The organism is Ruminococcus sp. MCC718 (genome assembly GCF_018783905.1).
In the GTDB taxonomy this organism is placed as follows: domain Bacteria; phylum Bacillota; class Clostridia; order Lachnospirales; family Lachnospiraceae; genus Hominisplanchenecus; species Hominisplanchenecus faecis.
The window spans coordinates 18,158-35,630 of record NZ_WQNP01000023.1 but is presented as its reverse complement, the minus strand read 5'-3'; the positions used below and the strand labels follow the sequence as shown (position 1 = coordinate 35,630).

Annotated in this window: 16 protein-coding genes; 2 read left to right on the top strand and 14 right to left on the bottom strand. The window is 46.5% G+C overall.

What is annotated here, in order from left to right:
* Positions 1-88 precede the first annotated feature (88 nt).
* The 6 genes from GPK60_RS03070 to GPK60_RS03045 all read right to left on the bottom strand — a co-directional run bounded on the left by GPK60_RS03070 (position 89) and on the right by GPK60_RS03045 (position 5,465).
* Positions 89-1,297: a hypothetical protein gene (locus GPK60_RS03070; protein ID WP_215658828.1), complete on the bottom strand. Its 1,209-nt coding sequence runs from the start codon at positions 1,295-1,297 to the stop codon at positions 89-91.
* The gene (locus tag GPK60_RS03065) at positions 1,272-1,829 is read right to left on the bottom strand and encodes a sigma-70 family RNA polymerase sigma factor (RefSeq protein ID WP_215658827.1); all 558 of its coding nucleotides are present in this window, start codon (positions 1,827-1,829) and stop codon (positions 1,272-1,274) included. Before GPK60_RS03065 ends, GPK60_RS03070 begins: the two co-directional genes overlap by 26 nt.
* A 235-nt stretch (positions 1,830-2,064) precedes the next feature.
* Positions 2,065-2,832, bottom strand: coding sequence for an aminotransferase class IV (locus tag GPK60_RS03060; protein WP_215658826.1), 768 nt, complete (start codon positions 2,830-2,832; stop codon positions 2,065-2,067).
* Between the two features lie 12 nt (positions 2,833-2,844).
* On the bottom strand, positions 2,845-3,492 hold the full coding sequence (locus tag GPK60_RS03055) for an HAD family hydrolase (RefSeq protein WP_022118094.1): 648 nt from the start codon (positions 3,490-3,492) through the stop codon (positions 2,845-2,847).
* A complete protein-coding gene (gene pabB, locus GPK60_RS03050; protein ID WP_215658825.1) occupies positions 3,470-4,867 on the bottom strand; it encodes an aminodeoxychorismate synthase component I in 1,398 nt (465 codons plus the stop codon). Before pabB ends, GPK60_RS03055 begins: the two co-directional genes overlap by 23 nt.
* Entirely contained in the window at positions 4,860-5,465 is a 606-nt protein-coding gene (locus GPK60_RS03045) for an aminodeoxychorismate/anthranilate synthase component II (protein ID WP_215658824.1), read from the bottom strand. Before GPK60_RS03045 ends, pabB begins: the two co-directional genes overlap by 8 nt.
* Positions 5,466-5,904: 439 nt before the next feature.
* Here GPK60_RS03045 and malQ point away from each other — a divergent pair, with 439 nt between their 5' ends.
* Together malQ and GPK60_RS03035 are read left to right on the top strand one after the other, a co-directional pair.
* A complete protein-coding gene (malQ, locus tag GPK60_RS03040; protein WP_215658823.1) occupies positions 5,905-7,422 on the top strand; it encodes a 4-alpha-glucanotransferase in 1,518 nt (505 codons plus the stop codon).
* Positions 7,419-8,159, top strand: a complete 741-nt coding sequence (locus GPK60_RS03035; RefSeq protein WP_215658822.1) for a lysophospholipid acyltransferase family protein — start codon at positions 7,419-7,421, stop codon at positions 8,157-8,159. Before malQ ends, GPK60_RS03035 begins: the two co-directional genes overlap by 4 nt.
* A gap of 76 nt (positions 8,160-8,235) precedes the next feature.
* Here GPK60_RS03035 and murF read toward each other — a convergent pair whose 3' ends face one another.
* From murF to GPK60_RS02995, 8 genes are all read right to left on the bottom strand, one after another.
* Entirely contained in the window at positions 8,236-9,606 is a 1,371-nt protein-coding gene (murF, locus tag GPK60_RS03030) for a UDP-N-acetylmuramoyl-tripeptide--D-alanyl-D-alanine ligase (protein WP_215658821.1), read from the bottom strand.
* A gap of 23 nt (positions 9,607-9,629) precedes the next feature.
* A complete protein-coding gene (locus GPK60_RS03025; protein ID WP_147630945.1) occupies positions 9,630-10,652 on the bottom strand; it encodes a D-alanine--D-alanine ligase in 1,023 nt (340 codons plus the stop codon).
* Positions 10,653-10,705: 53 nt separating this feature from the next.
* Complete coding sequence (locus tag GPK60_RS03020; RefSeq protein ID WP_215658820.1) at positions 10,706-12,511, bottom strand: L,D-transpeptidase family protein; 1,806 nt, start codon at positions 12,509-12,511, stop codon at positions 10,706-10,708.
* Positions 12,512-12,662: 151 nt separating this feature from the next.
* Complete coding sequence (locus GPK60_RS03015; protein WP_022118084.1) at positions 12,663-13,430, bottom strand: sulfite exporter TauE/SafE family protein; 768 nt, start codon at positions 13,428-13,430, stop codon at positions 12,663-12,665.
* Between the two features lie 114 nt (positions 13,431-13,544).
* Positions 13,545-14,108, bottom strand: a complete 564-nt coding sequence (locus GPK60_RS03010; RefSeq protein ID WP_173897556.1) for a helix-turn-helix transcriptional regulator — start codon at positions 14,106-14,108, stop codon at positions 13,545-13,547.
* A 9-nt stretch (positions 14,109-14,117) separates the two neighbouring features.
* Complete coding sequence (locus tag GPK60_RS03005; RefSeq protein WP_215658819.1) at positions 14,118-15,380, bottom strand: GGDEF domain-containing protein; 1,263 nt, start codon at positions 15,378-15,380, stop codon at positions 14,118-14,120.
* Positions 15,381-15,390: 10 nt separating this feature from the next.
* Positions 15,391-15,933, bottom strand: a complete 543-nt coding sequence (locus tag GPK60_RS03000) for a V4R domain-containing protein (RefSeq protein WP_215658818.1) — start codon at positions 15,931-15,933, stop codon at positions 15,391-15,393.
* A gap of 156 nt (positions 15,934-16,089) precedes the next feature.
* Positions 16,090-17,376: an aminotransferase gene (locus GPK60_RS02995; RefSeq protein WP_147630939.1), complete on the bottom strand. Its 1,287-nt coding sequence runs from the start codon at positions 17,374-17,376 to the stop codon at positions 16,090-16,092.
* Between the last annotated feature and the right edge of the window lie 97 nt (positions 17,377-17,473).

Below are 17,473 nucleotides of genomic sequence, written 5' to 3'. Positions count from 1 at the left end.
GCCCTTTTCGCTTCCTTGGAACAGTATACGGTCTGTCTTTTTTATTTATGCCTGAACGAAATATTTCCGCTTTGATCTGCACGGAATATTATTTGCATGCCTCAACTTCGATGGATTCACCGAAAATCTCGATCGCCTTTACCTGACTGATGTCGATCGGCACGCGAAAGTCAAAATCGAGTTCTCTGGAAACTTTCACAGCATCTGCTGCTTCGTCATCACCGGAAAGTTCACAGTCCGCAATCCCCATTTCATAGTATTCTTCGGATAACAGACTGCCGTTTTTCAGGCGGATATGGACGTTGTCAAAATACTTGCCGGAATCTTTCTGCGACTGCGGCAGTGTCATATAAATCGAACATCCCATCGGAGAGAGCACTATGCGATTAATCTTGACGTCATCTTCTCCATCAGAGACGGTCTGATCACAGACCTTCTTATAGGAAATATCCTTTGCCTGATCCATATCCACAGTAAACTTCCAGGTTCCGGAACAGATGGAAACCGGATTCTCCAATATCCCGGAATCTTCCAAAGCAGAATAAGCAGATACTTCATCATCGGTACTTTCTGCCTCGTCTTCTGTCCCATCCTCCTGATAGTAACCGAAATCCTCGAAGGTAAATTCATACTGATCGCTGTCAAACCCGGCTTCTGCCGAATAATTTGTCACATAAACAAACTGGTTTGAGGCAAGACTCTTATCGTCCTCCTGATAATAATAAGCACCACTTGCCATCAGATCCTGCTCTGCATTCACATCGGTATTCAGAAAGCCGTAAGCATGTTCCTCCTGCGGTCCGCCTGCTGTCACAATCTGATCCTGCTGCTTTAACGTCCCCTCCACGATCATGGAAAAACGGTTGCCGCTCTTGATCAGCCCTTTCAGATCCAGACGGATATTATCGTCCTCGTAGACTGTACCTGCGGTTGTCACAGCCATGTCTGTCAGCTGTTCCAGATCCATCACCGCACTGTCTGCGACATGGTATTCTTTTGCATGTTTTTTAAAGAATGCTTTGAAATTCTCCGCTCCCATAAGTGCATAAGCAGCCGCTCCGACCGTACCGAAGGTAAACAGCAGAAAGCTTGCCGCAACTGCCCCATAGCGTACAAAGCGATATTGCCACCGGCGTTTCTGTTTTTTAACCAGCCCGTCCATTTTCCGGTAAAAATCATCGGACAGCTGAATATCCTGTAACTCTTCTTCTGAAGGCAGAGCATCCATCTCCTCTTTATGGTAGCTGCAAACTGCTTCTTTTAATAATTTCTCAAATTTTCTGTCGCTCTCTTTCATATTGCAGCACCTCCTTCATTTTCTTTTTGGCACGATACAGGCGAATCTCCACGTTCTTTTTGCTGATATCCAGAATCTTTGCAATCTCGCCGTTGCTGTATTCATGAAAATAGCGAAGCTCCAGCACCAGACGAAGCTTCTCCGGCAGAATCTTCATTGCCTCTAAAAGCTCCTTTTCTCCCTCTTCCTGTATCACATTTTCCAGCGGCTGATCCTTCTCGCCATGGAGTGCATAATCCACTTTCTCCAAATCGGACTGGAGACCGCTTTTGGATACACGCAGCATATCCAGACATTTGTTTTTTACAATGATCACACACAAGCTTGTCATCTCCTGCGATGTCAGATGCCGATAAGTGTCATATTTCTCTGCGAGTTTTACAAATGCACCGTGAACGGCATCCTCCGCTTCTTCTTTGTTTTTCAGAATTTTCAGAGCTACATAATACATGGTGCGGTAATTCTTCTCATAAATCTGCCCAAACTCCAGTTTTGTGTTTTCGTCACCAAGCCCGCTTATCAGTAGTAACATTTTTTCTCCCCTTGCAGCCACGCTGCTTCTTATTATTCAAGAGTGCCTCTGGCATTCTTACTGCGAGGTGCACGTCATGCATCGCATGAGATATTCTTCTGTGCACCTCTGCAATCCGCCGGAGGCTATATCAGATGGGAGATGGATTCCCGTTACTGATACAAGCTTGCTACCCGCCGCCGACAGAAACGGGAGTCATCTTTCATCTGATATAACGATCCCTGTTCTTATTTTGCTACAAAATTTGTTCTATAAAGTGTAAAACTTTCGCTGTGTCAAACTTTTGTTCTCCAAAACTTGCTGCCGGCATCATGCCAAGCAGTGAATTTGTCACAAAGCATCCGTTAAACTTACTGATTTCCTCCGGATACAGTTCTTTTTCTTCCAGAAGTACTCCCCTTCTTCCGGCTTCTTTTATAACATATCTCCGCATCACTCCCGGCAGCATCCCGCTGCTGACGGGCGGTGTGACCAGTTTATCATCCTGAATAAAAAAGATGTTTGTCGTACAGCCCTCGCTGATCTGCCCTTTCTGATTGAGAAAAATCTTTTCATCCAGCCCGCTTTTTTTTGCATTTCGCTTTTCCATAATGTTGTCTGCAATCCCAAGCGTCTTATGGTATGTGAGCGGTGAAGTCTCATTTCGTCTGATTTCGGAAAATCCAAGCCGAAATCCTTTCTGATACTGTTCTTCTGAGTAAGTGTTTTTTCTCAGTCCAAACAACTTATTCTGTGCCGTCACTGTGATCTTGAGTGCTCCGTGCTGCTTTTCTTCCGACTGTGGACAGGCATTCAGATAAGCAAGCACTTCCTGATCCTCTACGCTCTGGTCAATTCCGAAAAATGCAAGGCTGTCACGCAGCCGCTCCAGATGCCAGGCAAGAAGCTGCGGTATGCCTTCTTCCACAGCGATCGTCTCAAAGGCTCCGATGCCAAAGTAAAACCCGTCATCCGCCAGAACCGTTGATCCGCCACTTTTCTTTTCTTCTGTTTTATTCTGCATTTCCTGCCCCTTTCAGATACGCTCCAGAAAAGCTTCGAGGTCTTCGACCGTATCCACGATCCATTTTGCACCGCACGTTTCCAGTTCTTCCCTGCTGCCGTATCCATAGAGTACACCGACACAGGAAATCCCGAATTTGCCGGAGCCGAGGACATCGTGTTTGCGATCCCCGATCATCAGCACTTCCTGCATATCCGTGATCTGATTGTCCGAAAGTGCCGACTGTATCACATCTTCTTTGTGGATTTTGCTTCCATCCATGGAACTTCCCTGAATATCATCAAAATACTCTGCCAGTTCAAAATGCTTAAGTATCTGTTTTGCGTAAATCTGCGGCTTGGAGGTCGCCAGAATCACTTTTTTGCCCTGTTCTCTGCATTTTTTCAGCAAATGCGTGATTCCCGGATAAACTTTATTTTCGAAAATACCTTTCACGGCATAATATTCACGGTAAAGACGCACGCCTTCCTCTGCTTTTTTTTCATCAAACCCATAAAATTCTTTAAAAGAATCTACAAGAGGAGGACCCACGAAACGGTAAAGATTGCTCTTTTCTTCGGAAATCCCCAGATTTCCAAGTGCATAGGAAACGGAATTCGTGATCCCGTCTGCGGAGTCCGTGATCGTTCCGTCCAGGTCAAACAACAGATATTTTATCACTTTCTTTTCTCCCTTCCAACGCCTGCAGAACAGCTTTTGCTTTCTGAAGCGTCTCTTCGTATTCAAACTCTGTCTCCGATTCGCAGGTGATGCCGCCTCCGACTCCGAGATAGTACTTTCCGTTTTTATGTACTGCTGTGCGGATCACAATATTGAAATCGCAGTCACCGTCGAGCGTCAGATAACCGATCGAGCCGGTATAAAGATTGCGTCGGCTGTGCTCCAGTTCTTCAATGATCTCCATCGCACGCAGTTTCGGTGCCCCGGTGATGGATCCGCCCGGAAAGGCTGCTTCCAGAAGATCCACAACATTTTTATCTTCCGCAAGTCTTCCCTGAACTTCCGATACCAGATGAAAGACCGTCGCATACGTCTCGATGCTGTACATTTCCGTCACTTTGACGCTGCCCGGCATACAGACACGGTTCAGATCATTTCGCTCCAGATCAACGATCATAAGAAGTTCGCTCTTATCCTTATCGGACTCTTCCAGTTCTTTTCTCATCGCCGCATCTTCTTCTCTGGTGGCTCCGCGTTTTCTGGTACCTTTGATTGGTCTGGTCGCCACAACACCGTCACGCATCTGCAAGAAACGCTCCGGAGATGCACTGACGATCTGCAGATCCCCATAATTTAAATAGCCGCCAAACGGAGAAGGATTGTCTCTGCGAAGTGAGCAGAAAACATCGTAAGGTGTACGAGTACTTTCCACAGTAAGATGCTGCGTCATATTTGCAATATAGATATCACCCTCGACGATATAGTCGATCATATCCTGCACCGCCTGCTTATAGTCTTCTTTTGTGAAATTTGGCGTGACTCTGATCTCACTGTGATCATCCTTTGTTCCCGGAATCTGACCGTTTTTCCACAGAGTATACGTTTCTGCAACTGTGTTTTCCACATCGTCAAGCAGCGTATCCACCTCTTTGGTCTGACCGTTTGCCACAAGATAAAAACGTTTTTCCTGATGATCCTCAATGATAAAATTACCATAAAAACAGAGGATCACATCTGGCATATCCACCTCTTTTGGATGTCTGGCCGCTACGTTTTCTTTCTCTCTTCCGTAATCATATGAAACATAGCCCATCGCACCGGAAACGATCGGCAGGTCACTCTCATTGCTGTCCGGATGTTCCTTCAAATAAGTGCGAAGATAATTCTCAAAAGTCATTTTCTGCTTTTCGTCATTCACACAAAAGCTATCTCCGTCCTGTACCAGCTTCTGATATGGCAGACGCCCGATGATGGAGTAGCGCCCCAGCCTATTTTCCAGAGAAGAATCCAAAAAAACGATGTCCTTTTCCTCTTTCCATCTGGAAAATAAAACATGGATTGGCGGATATTCTCTGATTTCCCGGATCTTATGCATAACACACCTCCGTTCTTTCCTGCTGCCACAGCTGACAGATGCAGTGGAAATTCTCCAGAAGTTCGTGACCGTACTGTGTCAGCACCGCCTCCGGATGAAACTGCACGCCGTAGATCGGATACGTGCGGTGAGAAATCGCCATCACAGCCTGATCTTCTGTCCTTGCATCCACCTGGTACTCCTGCGGCAGCGTCGCCTCATCGATCACCAGCGAATGATATCTTGTCACCAGGAAATCCTGCGGCAGTCCCCGAAAAAGCCCCTCCCCTGAGTGTGTCAGAGGGCTTAATTTGCCGTGCATCGGGCGTGTCCCCTTTTTCACAGTCGCACCTGCCACGTAGCCGATCGTCTGATGACCGAGACAGACGCCAAGGATCGGGATCTCACCTGCAAACTTTCGGATCACCTCTGCTGAAATGCCCGCATCCTTCGGTGTTTTCGGTCCCGGGGAGATGATGATCCCCTCCGGTTTCATCTGACGGATCTGACCAATCGTAATGCCGTCATTTTCCACAACAAGAATCTCATGTCCAGCCTCCTCAAAATAGGCTCTGAGATTGTACACAAAAGAATCATAATTATCAATCATTAAGTACATAGACCTTACCTGCTTTCCGCGCAGTCGTTATCCCCGCCGAAAAGGAGAGGTCCGTAACTCGCTGTTAATTTTTATTTTCTATATTTCTGATGTCCGTCCAGTATATCATATCTCCCCCTAAAAGAAAAGAATCCTTTGTGCATTTTCACAAATTCTACCTTGCACTTCTCTATACCATACGGTATACTGGATACATAGGTCTGAAAACACAGACACTGTTCCTGCTTGCAGGATAAAGTGGCTGTATTGGCAGACCGTGAAAACATGAGGAAGTAACGATTTACGCAGTAAATCCGTGGATTCCGAATGTTTGCAGGATTGCGAAAGCTGCATGGCAGCGGAGCAATCCGTATGTATCCAGTATTCAAGATGCCAGAAGTAAAAGCTGCATGGCATCTTTTTATAAAAAACTATTATATCTTAAAGAGAGGGCATACCAATGAATACACTGCACACAAGACTTTCGGGTGTACTTGTTCACCCGACTTCCTTCCCTTCCCCATATGGTATCGGAGATCTCGGCCAGGGGGCTTATGACTTTATCGACTTTCTGAAAGCTTCCGGTCAGAGTTTATGGCAGGTTCTGCCGCTTGGACCGACCGGTTTCGGCGATTCTCCTTATCAGAGCTTTTCTGCCTTTGCCGGACAGTCTCTGCTGATCAGCCCGGATGACCTGGTTGATCTGGAACTGATCACAAAGGACGATCTCTATCCGATCCCGGAGTTTGATGCAGCGAAAGTCGATTACGGTGCTGTACTGAACTACAAGAACGGTCTGTTTAAAAAGGCTTTCCAGACCTTCCATCACACACCGAACAAATTCCTGCTGGAAGAGTTCGATGATTTCTGTCTGGAAAACAAAAAATGGCTGAACGATTATGCCGTATTTATGGCATGTAAAGATGCTCATGAGGGAAGATCCTGGCAGGAATGGGATGACGAGATGACCACTCCGACCGCAAAGGTGCGTCTTGCTTTTGAGACAGAATACAAAGAACAGATCAAATACTATAAATTCATCCAGTTCCTGTTTTTCCGTGAATGGATGAAACTGAAAAAATATGCAAATGAAGCTGACATCGAGATCATCGGCGATATTCCGTTTTTCGTATCTTTCGACAGTGCCGATGTCTGGGCAAACAAAGAGCTCTATCAGCTCGATACAAAAGGTCATCCTCTTCAGGTTTCCGGAGTTCCGCCAGACTATTTCAGTGCAACCGGACAGCTCTGGGGCAATCCGCTCTACGACTGGAAACACCATGAAGCTGACGGCTATTCCTGGTGGATCGACCGTATCAAAATGCAGATGAAGCTGACTGACTACCTGCGTATCGACCATTTCCGCGGCTTCGAAGCTTACTGGTCCGTACCGGCTGATGAAGAGACTGCTGTAAACGGTAAATGGAAAAAAGGCCCGGGCAAAAAACTGTTCGAGGCTATCCAGAAAGAGCTCGGCGAGGATCTTCCGATCTGGGCAGAAGATCTTGGTGTGATCACTCCGGAAGTGGAAGAACTGCGTGATGAGTTTTCTTTCCCTGGTATGAAGATCCTTCAGTTTGCTTTTGAGGGACTGGATGAGAGTGATTATCATCCGCACAATCTTACAACAACCAACTGTATCTGCTACACCGGAACACATGACAACGACACGACAACCGGCTGGTATCAGAATCTTCCAGAACCGCAGAAAGACAAAATCCGCCGCTACTGCAACTGCGACGGCGGCATCATCAGTCTGGATTTCATCCGGATGTGCATGGGCAGCATTGCAAAATATGCGATTTTCCCAATCCAGGATCTGTTTATGCAGGATTCTTCCTGCCGCATGAACACACCGGGTTCTGCTTTCGCAAACTGGGCTTATCGCTATGAAGCATCCGCTCTTACGCAGGATCGTGTGAACTGGCTGAAGAGTACTACTGAATTATTCGGTCGCGGAAGGAGCAAAAGTTTATGATCCGTTCTCTGCTCATTGTAATTCTGATCGTTGCCTTTCTGATCCTGTCCATCCCGATTCTGATCGTTGAGTGGATCATTGGAAAGTTCAACCCTTACGCCCGTGATATTTCTTCACTGCGTATTGTTCAGTTTATGTTTAAACTGATCTTATTTGTTTCCGGTACGAAAGTAACTGTGATCGGCGAAGATCGTATTCCAAAAGATACACCTGTTCTGTACGTTGGCAACCACAGAAGCTATTTTGACGTGGTTCTGACTTACGCAAGATGCCCGGGACTGACCGGTTACGTTGCAAAAGACAGTATGAAAAAAATCCCGCTTCTTTCCAGCTGGATGAAACGGCTGCATTGTTTATTCCTGAACAGATCTGATATCAAAGAAGGGCTGAAGACGATCTTACAAGGAATCGATCAGATGAAAAATGGTGTTTCCATGTGTATCTTCCCGGAAGGCACACGCAACGAAGCATCGGATGATACACTGCTTCTTCCATTTAAAGAAGGAAGTCTGAAAATGGCAGAAAAGACCGGATATCCGATCATTCCAATGTCAATCAACAATACGAGAAATATTTTCGAAGCCCATAGACCGTTTATCCGTTCTGCACATGTGGTTCTGGAATACGGCGAGCCGATCTATCCGAAGGATCTGCCAAAGGAACAGAAAAAATTCCTCGGTGCCCACTGTCAGGAGATCATTCAGAATACCATATCCAAAAATCAGTCACTGGTATAACAACAAACATAAGCCAAAAAAGCTCCGGCGAGAATGTAATCACATTCCGCCGGAGCTTTTTCTGTTTTATTTGTTTCTATATTTCCTGTAATTTTTCCACTACTTTTTCAAAATGCATGAAATGCGATGCCTTTACCAGCACGGTATCCCCGCTCTGGATCAGAGACGGCAGACAGGTCAGCAGTGCCTCCATCGTCGGAACCTGCAGCACTTCGCCACAGCCGCCGCTTGCCATGGCTGCTTCTGCCATATGGCTGCTGATTTTTCCGGTGCAGATCAGAAGATCGATCTTGTTCTTTGCCGCATGGTATCCGACTTCTGCATGCATCTGTTCTTCGTTTTCTCCAAGCTCCCCCATGTCACCAAGGATCGCCACTTTACGGCCTTTTGCATCTCGCAGCACGTCCAGAGATGCTTTCATGGAAACCGGATTTGCATTGTAGCAGTCATCGATGATCTGGATATCTCCATGGTTAATGATATGGAATCTTCCGCCAACCGGCTCCAGTGCCTCGATGCCGGCTTTGATCTCCTGCATGGTCAGTCCCAGTGCCCTGCCGACAGCCGTCGCTGCCAGTGCATTGAGTACCATGTGCCATCCCGGGATCGGAACGGTAACACGGATGCTCTCTCCGTCTGCATGGATCGTGCAGGCAATACCGGAAAGCCCCAGGCTCTCGATCTCATCGGCATAGACCGGCTTCTGTCCTTCCACACCGAAAAATATCGGTTTGATGCCTTTTACTTCCTCGATCGTATCCAGCTTGTCATCGTCCCCATTTAAAATGATGCAGCCGTCTTCTTTCAGAAAATCAAAGATTTCCGTCTTTGCTCTTAAAATACCGTCGCGGTCTTTTAAAAACTCCAGATGACACTGTCCGATATTGGTGATCACGCAGATATCCGGTCTGGCTACTTTGGCAAGACGATGCATCTCTCCAAAATGGCTGATGCCCATCTCAAGGACTGCGATCTGATGTTCATCTCGCAGACGGAAAACGGTAAGCGGCAGCCCCAGCTCGTTATTGAAATTGCCAAGGGTCTTCAGCACATTGTATTTCTGAGCTAAAACCGATGCGATCACTTCTTTTGTGCTGGTCTTTCCGACACTTCCGGTGATACCGACTACTTTGATATCGAGCTGCTGCCGGTAGTACTCGGCGATCCCTTTGACTGCCTCCAGAGAAGATGCAACCTGAATGTACGGTCCTGCCGGGTTTTCCAGCTCTTTTTCACTTAAAACAGCCAGTGCACCTTTCTCAAAAACAGATGGGATAAAGTCGTGTCCGTCTACACGCTCTCCCGGAATTGCCACAAACAGGCAGCCCTTTGCTGCCTGCCTGCTGTCTGTGGTAATACTCTCTACAATACTCTGTTTCATCTCTTCGCTTCCGTGGTAAACACCTCCGCAAGCCTGAGCTATTTTTTCAAGGGACATATTTTTCATGTTAAAAATACCTCTCTGTTCTTTTATTTTGCTGATACAGCGATCAGTTTCTCGCAGAGGTCTGCAAAATCCATGCCAAGTGCCTGTGCTTCCTGCGGCAGAAGGCTGGTCGGTGTCATGCCCGGAAGTGTATTGGCTTCCAGACAGTACATTTTGCCGTCCTTGGACATCATAAAGTCCAGTCTTCCGTAATTGTCAAGCTGCAGTGCCTTAAACCCTTTCACCGCATACGCCTGCATCTGCTCTGTCTGTTCTTTCGTCAAAACGGCCGGACAGGTCTCAACGGTGCTTCCGGCTTTGTATTTGTTCGTGTAATCATAAAAGCCTTCAATCGGTGCGATCTCAATGATCGGATAAGCTATTCCGTCCACGACACCGACTGAAAATTCACGACCTTTGATATATTCTTCCACAACGATCACATCTTCATAAGAAAATGCATCTGCAACTGCTGCTTCGTATTCTTCCTGTGTTTTCGGAATCGTAACGCCGACGCTGGAACCTCCGCAACACGGTTTTACAACACACGGAAGTGTCATGCCATGTGCCTCAAGCGAAATATCCTCGCCTTTTCTCAGGATAAATCCTGCCGGTGTCGGAACTTCATTCTGCCAGAAAAGCTGTTTGGAAAGTCCCTTATCCATGGCAATCGCACTTCCCAGATAACCACTTCCCGTATAACGGATACCAAGCAGGTCAAAAGCTGCCTGTACTTTTCCGTTCTCACCGTTCTCGCCGTGCAGTGCCAGGAACACAACATCTGCTGCCTGACACAGTGCGATCACATTGGTGCCAAAGAATGCTTTTCCTTCCTGAATGCTCTTCTCTACCTGACCGTCAAAACTTCTCGCATAAGCGGCTGCGGCATCGACATCGTACTCATCGGTAAATGCCTGCATCGGATCTGCATCTTCTCTTCCGAAATAGACATCCACCAGGATAGCCTGATGACCTCTGCTTCGAAGTGCCTTGCATACCTGTGTACCGGATACGATCGATATCTCACGCTCGGTACTGATACCTCCTGCTAAAACAACAATTTTCATAATGTTCCTCCTCATGCCGCAGTTCTGCGGTCTTTTTCTTTCTATATAGCTCATCACTGCCCATCTATGGCTGTATACGACGTCGGATCACTCATGGTATCGGTTGTGGTGCCTGTCGTTGTATCAGCCGCACTGCTCTCCGGGGTGACTTCCACTCCCTGCTCGTTGATCACACGGGTCTCAGCCGGCTGTGAGATTGCCACAGAGCCGGTGCCCTGATTGATCGAAGACTTATAAACAACGATCGGTGTTCCGATCTCGATATTGTCAAAAATAATACCTGCCTGATCCCACGGTGTATTGACACATCCATGCGAACCATTTCCCTGATAAAGCGTTCCGCCAAAGCTTGCACGCCATTTTGCATCGTGGATACCGACACCGCCGTTGAACGGCATCCAGTAATCAACCGGTGTATTGTAGCTCTTGCCGGTCAGGTTGTCGGCTCCCCGAAGGATCGCCTTTGCTTCCTTGTCAAACAGGCAATAAAGTCCTAGCGGAGTCTCGTAACCGTCTTTTGTCGCATCGCCGGTAACGACCGGAGTATCAACCAGACACTGTCCGTCTTTGTAGAACCACATACGCTGGTTGGTGATATCAATCTCCACATAGGTATCGCCGATATCGTTTTCTTCCCCTCTTGCCATGGCACTTTCCAGCCACTGTGGCTGTCTTGTCGCAGATTCGCCTGATTTAAGTGTCTCATCCAGCCATGCCGCCTCGGTCTCCTCATCCATCTTCCAGCCGTAATTCATGCTGGTTACGGTCACGGTCTCTCCAAGTGAGGTATGGAATGTCTCATCGGTACCGAATGTATCGTACTTGTCTGCCAGCTGTCCGATCCAGTCTGCGATATGATTCCAGTCAAAAGAAACATTTCCGCTGGAATCTACTGTCATCCAGTCTTTGAATGTCTGGTAATCCAGCACATCGGAAGCATCTCCGATCTCATATGTAACCGTCATATCCCAGTATTTCTGCAAAGATGCCAGTTTCTTTTTCAGTTTTTTATTGTCACTGGTCTTCTTTGGTTTCAGATAGCAGTCGCTCTCTTCCAGATTTACTTCGGTCTTGCCGTCCGTCACTGCCTGACAGAGCAGCTCATAGACTTTATCTTCATCCAGCTGATTGCCTTCCACTTCCTCCACAATCTCAAATCCGGAAGACGTTTCATCAATATAGGCATCTTTCGGTTCGGTAACTTTATCGCTGTCAAAAGCATCCAGTTTTTCCATCGCTTCTTTGAGCTTTGCCTTATTGTAAACCGTCGGAGTCGTCATCGTATACTCCTGCGGATGGAAGTATGCATTGATCCATAAAAAAGAGTTCTGTGAATATTTCAGCTGCTGTGCCGCACCGTCTGATACATACTCAAACTGAATATCCGCACCGTCGATCTGTTCGGTCTTGTTGTCTTTTTCATGCACCCGCAGTACATAATCCTGCACCTGGTTTGCAACCAGATTTTCTACTTCTTTTACGGTCTTGCCGGACACATCAATGCCGTTTACCGTCGTCCCCGGAAAGAAACGGTCCATATAGTAAACGCCAAATCCCAGATAAACAGCAACCATGATCAGGACAACAATGCCGGCCACGATAAGAGGTGTTCTGGAATGTTTCTTTTTCGGCAGTTCCGGTTTTACCGGATGCTGCTCATATCTTCCTGGTCTTCCCTGGCTTCCCTGGCTTCCTTCTCTCCGGCTTCTTTCTGATCCCGGTGTTCTCTGCGGCTGTTCCAGTCCTTCGGCTCTTCTGTGCCGTTCTTCTCTTGAGCCTTCCCGTCTTGAACCTTCTGTTCTTGAACGGTCTCTTCTTCTTTTTCTTTTTGGTCCATCGTTTAATGTGATTTCCTTCATATACTTTTCCTTTGCCTCTTAAAAATACTGTTATCATCCCCGGTATTTTGCAGCAGAGCAGACATTTGCGTTCCGCTTTCAAAATACATTCCTATTTTAGCACGTATCCAAAAAAAGTAAACACCTACCTGTCAAGAAAAACAGACCGAAATTACAACATTTTAAATGCGATCAGTACAATCCCCAGAATCACAAGTACCACTCCGGTTGCACGGTTTAACGTTTCCGGTTTTGCCCTGTTTGCAAAACGTGCCGCAATCCTTGCCCACAGGAACGTGAACAGCACGCACAGCACCAGACAGGTGATATCCGGCATGCCGCCGATCGCAAAATGAGAAGCCGCACCGGTAAATGCCGTAAACGCCATGATAAACACGCTCGTTCCGACTGCGGTCTTCAATTCATAGCCAAGCACACTTGTCAGGATCAGAAGCATCATCAGTCCGCCGCCCGCTCCGACAAAGCCGCAGATAAATCCGATCAGCATGCCGCAGATCACAGACTGGATAAAACGCTTCTTTTTTGAGACTGCCTGCATGGCTTCTTTGGTCGTCATAACCGGTTTTACGATAAATTTGACACCAAGCAACAGTGTCATGACCATCGAAAATCCGCCCATGGTCCTACTCGGGAGCAGACTTGCGATATAGCTGCCCACCAGCGTAAATAAAAGTACCGTGACCATCATCACGATTCCGTTTGCCACATCCAGGTTTTTGTTTTTGCCGTAAGTATAAGCTGAGACCGCACTGGCGAGCACATCGCTGGCAAGTGCGATACCGACTGCCTGATACGGATCCATGCCAAGAAAAGTGATCAGCATCGGACTGATCACAGCTGCCGCACTCATGCCGGCAAACCCGGTTCCGATGCCGGCTCCCATTCCGGCAAAGAAACAGACTAAAATCGTAAAAATCATATTTTGCCCTCTTTTCTTTTTTTGTGTTAAAGCCCATTATAAAACATCTTCTCCACAAAAATCAATACCGCAGGAAACGCTTCTTTCGCTTCCTGCGGTATTTTATCTTTTCTTTCAATATCTTTTATGGCAGTCCGGAAAAAAACAGATCAGACTGATCCGTTTTGCCGTGTCGTTACGGTAACTGTGCTGCCGGTCCATCTCCAGGCAAAACACATCCTCTTTTCCGACCAGGTATGCTTCCTCGCCGCACCGGATCTTTACTTCGCCTTCCAGCACAGAAATGTATGCTCTTGTCTTTTTCCCCTGACTGCTGCCGGTATATTCTGCCCCCGGTTCCATATCAATCCGGTAAATCTTTGCCACACAGTTATTTTCATAAGGAAAACAGTTCCATATTTTATATTCGCCCCTTACTTCCTTTGTCGGCTCCATTTCTTTTATATGCACCAGTCTGGACCCTGGAGACACATCCTCTATCAACTCCTGAAATTCAATGTGAAGTCCGCCGATAATCTTTCCGATCACACCAAGAGAAGGGTTTGCAATCCCTTTTTCGATCTGAGCCAGCATACTTTTGCTCACCCCGGTCTGTTCAGCCATTCCCTCAAGACTCATCCCTTTTTCCCTGCGGATCCGCTTTAAATTAACTGCAACGTTATAATTCAGATCGTCCATAACTGCTCCCTAGTCCTCCGATATACTGATCACACTCAGTTCTTTCCGGTACTTTTTTTTATGTTCTTTTTTCTGGAGGTACATTTCATGATCTGCCTGTTTTATAATATCCCTGACCTGCAGCTCCTCATTTCCGCCCTCTACTTCTACGATACCGCAACTGAAACTCTTCGGATATTCCTTTGTCTGCCCGGATGAAAATTCTTTCTGTATTTTCCTTATTTTCCGCTCTGCCATCTCGTAGGGACAGTTATACAGAATCACGCAGAACTCATCTCCTCCAATCCTTGCAAACACATCTTCTTTTCGGATGTGTTTTTGGATCGTCTCAACAAAAAACGTGATATACCAGTCCCCTTCTGTGTGTCCGTATTGATCATTGATATATTTCAGATGATCCAGATCGCAGTAACAGAAAGTCAGACTGCTCTCTTCTTTCAGCATATCCCCTGCCTTCTCCAGGAAATAGTGACGGTTTCCGATCTGTGTCAGCCCATCTCGGTTCGCTTCCATCCTCAGACGTTCTTCCCGCAGCTTCTCTTTCGTCACGTCCCGGATAATATAAAGAAAGGCCTGTTCCCCCTGCCACTGCATATATCCGGTAATGATCCTATAAAAATGATGTCTTGAATCCTCTGCTTCCCATATCCATTCAAAAGAATCTCTGCTCTCTTCCGACCGGTGTTTTTGTGCGAACCGAATACACATCTGGTAAACTTCATTCCGGTCAATACTTCTGTCATTCCTCTTTTTACAGTACAGAATCCTCCTGCCGTCGGCACTGGTCACGAAAATCTCCTCTTCGCTGCGGTCGATCATCTCTACCAGAAGCTGATTGTAAGTTTCTACCATCCCGGCATGTATTTTTTCCCGCTCTGCTTCCTGTTTCAGTTTTAATTCCCGCTCCTTCAGCTGCTGCGTCATCGTATTGAATGCCTCTGAAAATTCCCCGAGATAAGATACTGTCTGAGAATAGTCACCCTTTGCCACCTGTTTTGCCTGCCAGGTCAGATGATTTAGATTTGCATGGATATTTTTTAAATTTTCGCACAAAAAATTCTCCCGCGGAGGCGGCTGCACCGACAGATTTCCTCTCGAAAGGGCTGCTGCGTACTGTTTTGTTTCTGTAAACGTCTCTGCAAAATACTGCAGTCCCCTGCCAAGCTTCCGAAAAGGCTCATCGAGTTGTTCCACATCAAGCGGCTGAATTTTTTTATCATACAGGATGCTTCTGAGGTATTCAAACAATAATTCGCTGTTTTTATCCTCCATGACTATGCTCCTATTTTTCGTCTTCTATATTTGCATGAAATCTGCACACGCGGTCACCGGTTGCCCAGCAGTCTACCTCTACTGCCGTATAGAACTTTCCAGAATACATGCTTAAAATACCGCCGATAAATCCTTCGTCGTAATTGCATACCGTCTCGCCAAGGATCGGAAGTCCGGAACAGTCCGCATCCTCTGACACATTGAGAATGATCTTTCCGCTCTCCTCATCTACCTTTTCGATACGCAGCACACCGATCTTTAATTCCTGCATTTTACTCTGAAGCTCACTTACAAACTGATCCAGCGGCTGATCCAGATTCAGCATTTTCTTTGCAAAATATTCTCCCGCCTTGCGTCCGGCATTGCGGAAAATCTCAATCTGCTTTTCCTTTCCAAACTGTCCGATCAGCTCCTCTTTCAGGGAATATTCCAGCAGACGGTAAACCATCACCGGAAGCTCTTCTCCGAGATTGCCTCTGCTGCCCGCATCATACTGCAGATAATCCTCCAGTGTAAGAACTTTCCCTCCCGTCATAAAAACATTTTCTTCCATTGTATTCTCCTCTGCCCGTGTCCATTTATTCCTTGACTCATCATTCTATGTATTTCAGTATAACATCTCTTTTTTCTCAGTTCAACCAATTTTCCGATAAAAAGAGCCATAACCAACTTCATTTAAAGTCAGCCATGGCTCTGTTTTCTCAAATTTTTATTTATCTTCCAGAATCTTATCGATACTTACCAGTTTTACGCTCAGTACAAAGATTTCTGTTGCCGTTTTCAGCTCTTCCGGTGTCGGGTAAGACGGTGCGATACGAATATTGGAATCCTGCGGATCTTTTCCATACGGGAATGTTGCACCGGCATCGGTCATAACAACACCCGCTTCTTTTGCTTTGGCTACGATTGCTTTTGCACAGCCAGGCAGTGAATCAAAGGAAATGAAGTATCCTCCGCGCGGTTCAAGCCAGCTTCCGATCTCCAGTCCGCCCAGCTCATTTTTCAGTCCGCTCAATACAGTTTCAAATTTCGGACGCAGGATGTCTGCATGCTTTCTCATATGCAGCACCATGCCGTGGATATCTTTGAAGAATCTTACGTGACGCAGCTGGTTCAGCTTGTCATGACCGATGGTCTGGATGGTCATCTGCTTTTTAATATCTGCAATGTTTGCTTTGGAAGTACCGATTGCAGCTACACCGGAACCCGGGAAGCTTACTTTGGATGTAGAGCAGAATTTGTAAACCATGTCCGGATTACCTTCTTTTTTACATTCCATCAGGATCTCAACCAGGTTGTCCTGTTTATCCTCATATAAATGATGGATACCATATGCATTGTCCCAGTAAATACGGAAGTCTTCTGCTGCCGGTTTCAGTCTTGCGAAACGACGTACTGTCTCATCAGAATAGGTGATACCCTGTGGGTTGGAATATTTCGGCACACACCAGATACCTTTGACTGCCGGATCGTTGTTGACATATTCTTCAACCATATCCATATCCGGTCCATCTTCATGCATCGGAATGTTGATCATCTCAATACCGAAGTGCTCTGTAATCTTGAAGTGACGGTCATATCCAGGAACCGGGCACAGGAATTTTACTTTATCCAGTTTGCACCACGGAGTGCTGCCCATTACACCATGAGTCATGGAACGTGCCACCGTATCGTACATAACGTTCAGACTTGAGTTTCCATAAATAATAATATTGTCCGGAGATACCTCTGTCATATCAGCCAGAAGCTCTTTTGCTTCTTTAATACCATCAAGTACGCCATAGTTTCTGCAGTCAACGCCTTCTTCACATACCAGATCTGCATTGCTGTCCAGTACATCCATCATTCCCATTGACAGATTCAGCTGTGCGGTAGAAGGTTTTCCTCTGGACATATCCAGCTTCAATCCTTTGGCCTTTATCTCTGCGAACTGCTGTTCCAGGTTCTCTTTTTCCTTAAGCAGCTCTTCTCTGCTCAAATCCTTGTACGGTGTCATAGTAATCCTCCTCATCTTTCATGTCCATACGCAAAATACACTTGTTTGCCCTGCACGTATCCTGCTCTATCAGCTATTTTATTACGCACCTTGGGTT

Excerpts from the sequence above, each read along its gene's own strand:
- GPK60_RS03070 (WP_215658828.1), bottom strand. The coding sequence starts at position 1,297 with ATGAAAGAGAGCGACAGAAAATTTGAGAAATTATTAAAAGAAGCAGTT.
- GPK60_RS03065 (WP_215658827.1), bottom strand. The coding sequence starts at position 1,829 with ATGTTACTACTGATAAGCGGGCTTGGTGACGAAAACACAAAACTGGAG.
- GPK60_RS03060 (WP_215658826.1), bottom strand. The coding sequence starts at position 2,832 with ATGCAGAATAAAACAGAAGAAAAGAAAAGTGGCGGATCAACGGTTCTG.
- pabB (WP_215658825.1), bottom strand. The coding sequence starts at position 4,867 with ATGCATAAGATCCGGGAAATCAGAGAATATCCGCCAATCCATGTTTTA.
- GPK60_RS03045 (WP_215658824.1), bottom strand. The coding sequence starts at position 5,465 with ATGTACTTAATGATTGATAATTATGATTCTTTTGTGTACAATCTCAGA.
- malQ (WP_215658823.1), top strand. The coding sequence starts at position 5,905 with ATGAATACACTGCACACAAGACTTTCGGGTGTACTTGTTCACCCGACT.
- GPK60_RS03035 (WP_215658822.1), top strand. The coding sequence starts at position 7,419 with ATGATCCGTTCTCTGCTCATTGTAATTCTGATCGTTGCCTTTCTGATC.
- murF (WP_215658821.1), bottom strand. The coding sequence starts at position 9,606 with ATGAAAAATATGTCCCTTGAAAAAATAGCTCAGGCTTGCGGAGGTGTT.
- GPK60_RS03025 (WP_147630945.1), bottom strand. The coding sequence starts at position 10,652 with ATGAAAATTGTTGTTTTAGCAGGAGGTATCAGTACCGAGCGTGAGATA.
- GPK60_RS03020 (WP_215658820.1), bottom strand. The coding sequence starts at position 12,511 with ATGAAGGAAATCACATTAAACGATGGACCAAAAAGAAAAAGAAGAAGA.
- GPK60_RS03015 (WP_022118084.1), bottom strand. The coding sequence starts at position 13,430 with ATGATTTTTACGATTTTAGTCTGTTTCTTTGCCGGAATGGGAGCCGGC.
- GPK60_RS03010 (WP_173897556.1), bottom strand. The coding sequence starts at position 14,108 with ATGGACGATCTGAATTATAACGTTGCAGTTAATTTAAAGCGGATCCGC.
- GPK60_RS03005 (WP_215658819.1), bottom strand. The coding sequence starts at position 15,380 with ATGGAGGATAAAAACAGCGAATTATTGTTTGAATACCTCAGAAGCATC.
- GPK60_RS03000 (WP_215658818.1), bottom strand. The coding sequence starts at position 15,933 with ATGGAAGAAAATGTTTTTATGACGGGAGGGAAAGTTCTTACACTGGAG.
- GPK60_RS02995 (WP_147630939.1), bottom strand. The coding sequence starts at position 17,376 with ATGACACCGTACAAGGATTTGAGCAGAGAAGAGCTGCTTAAGGAAAAA.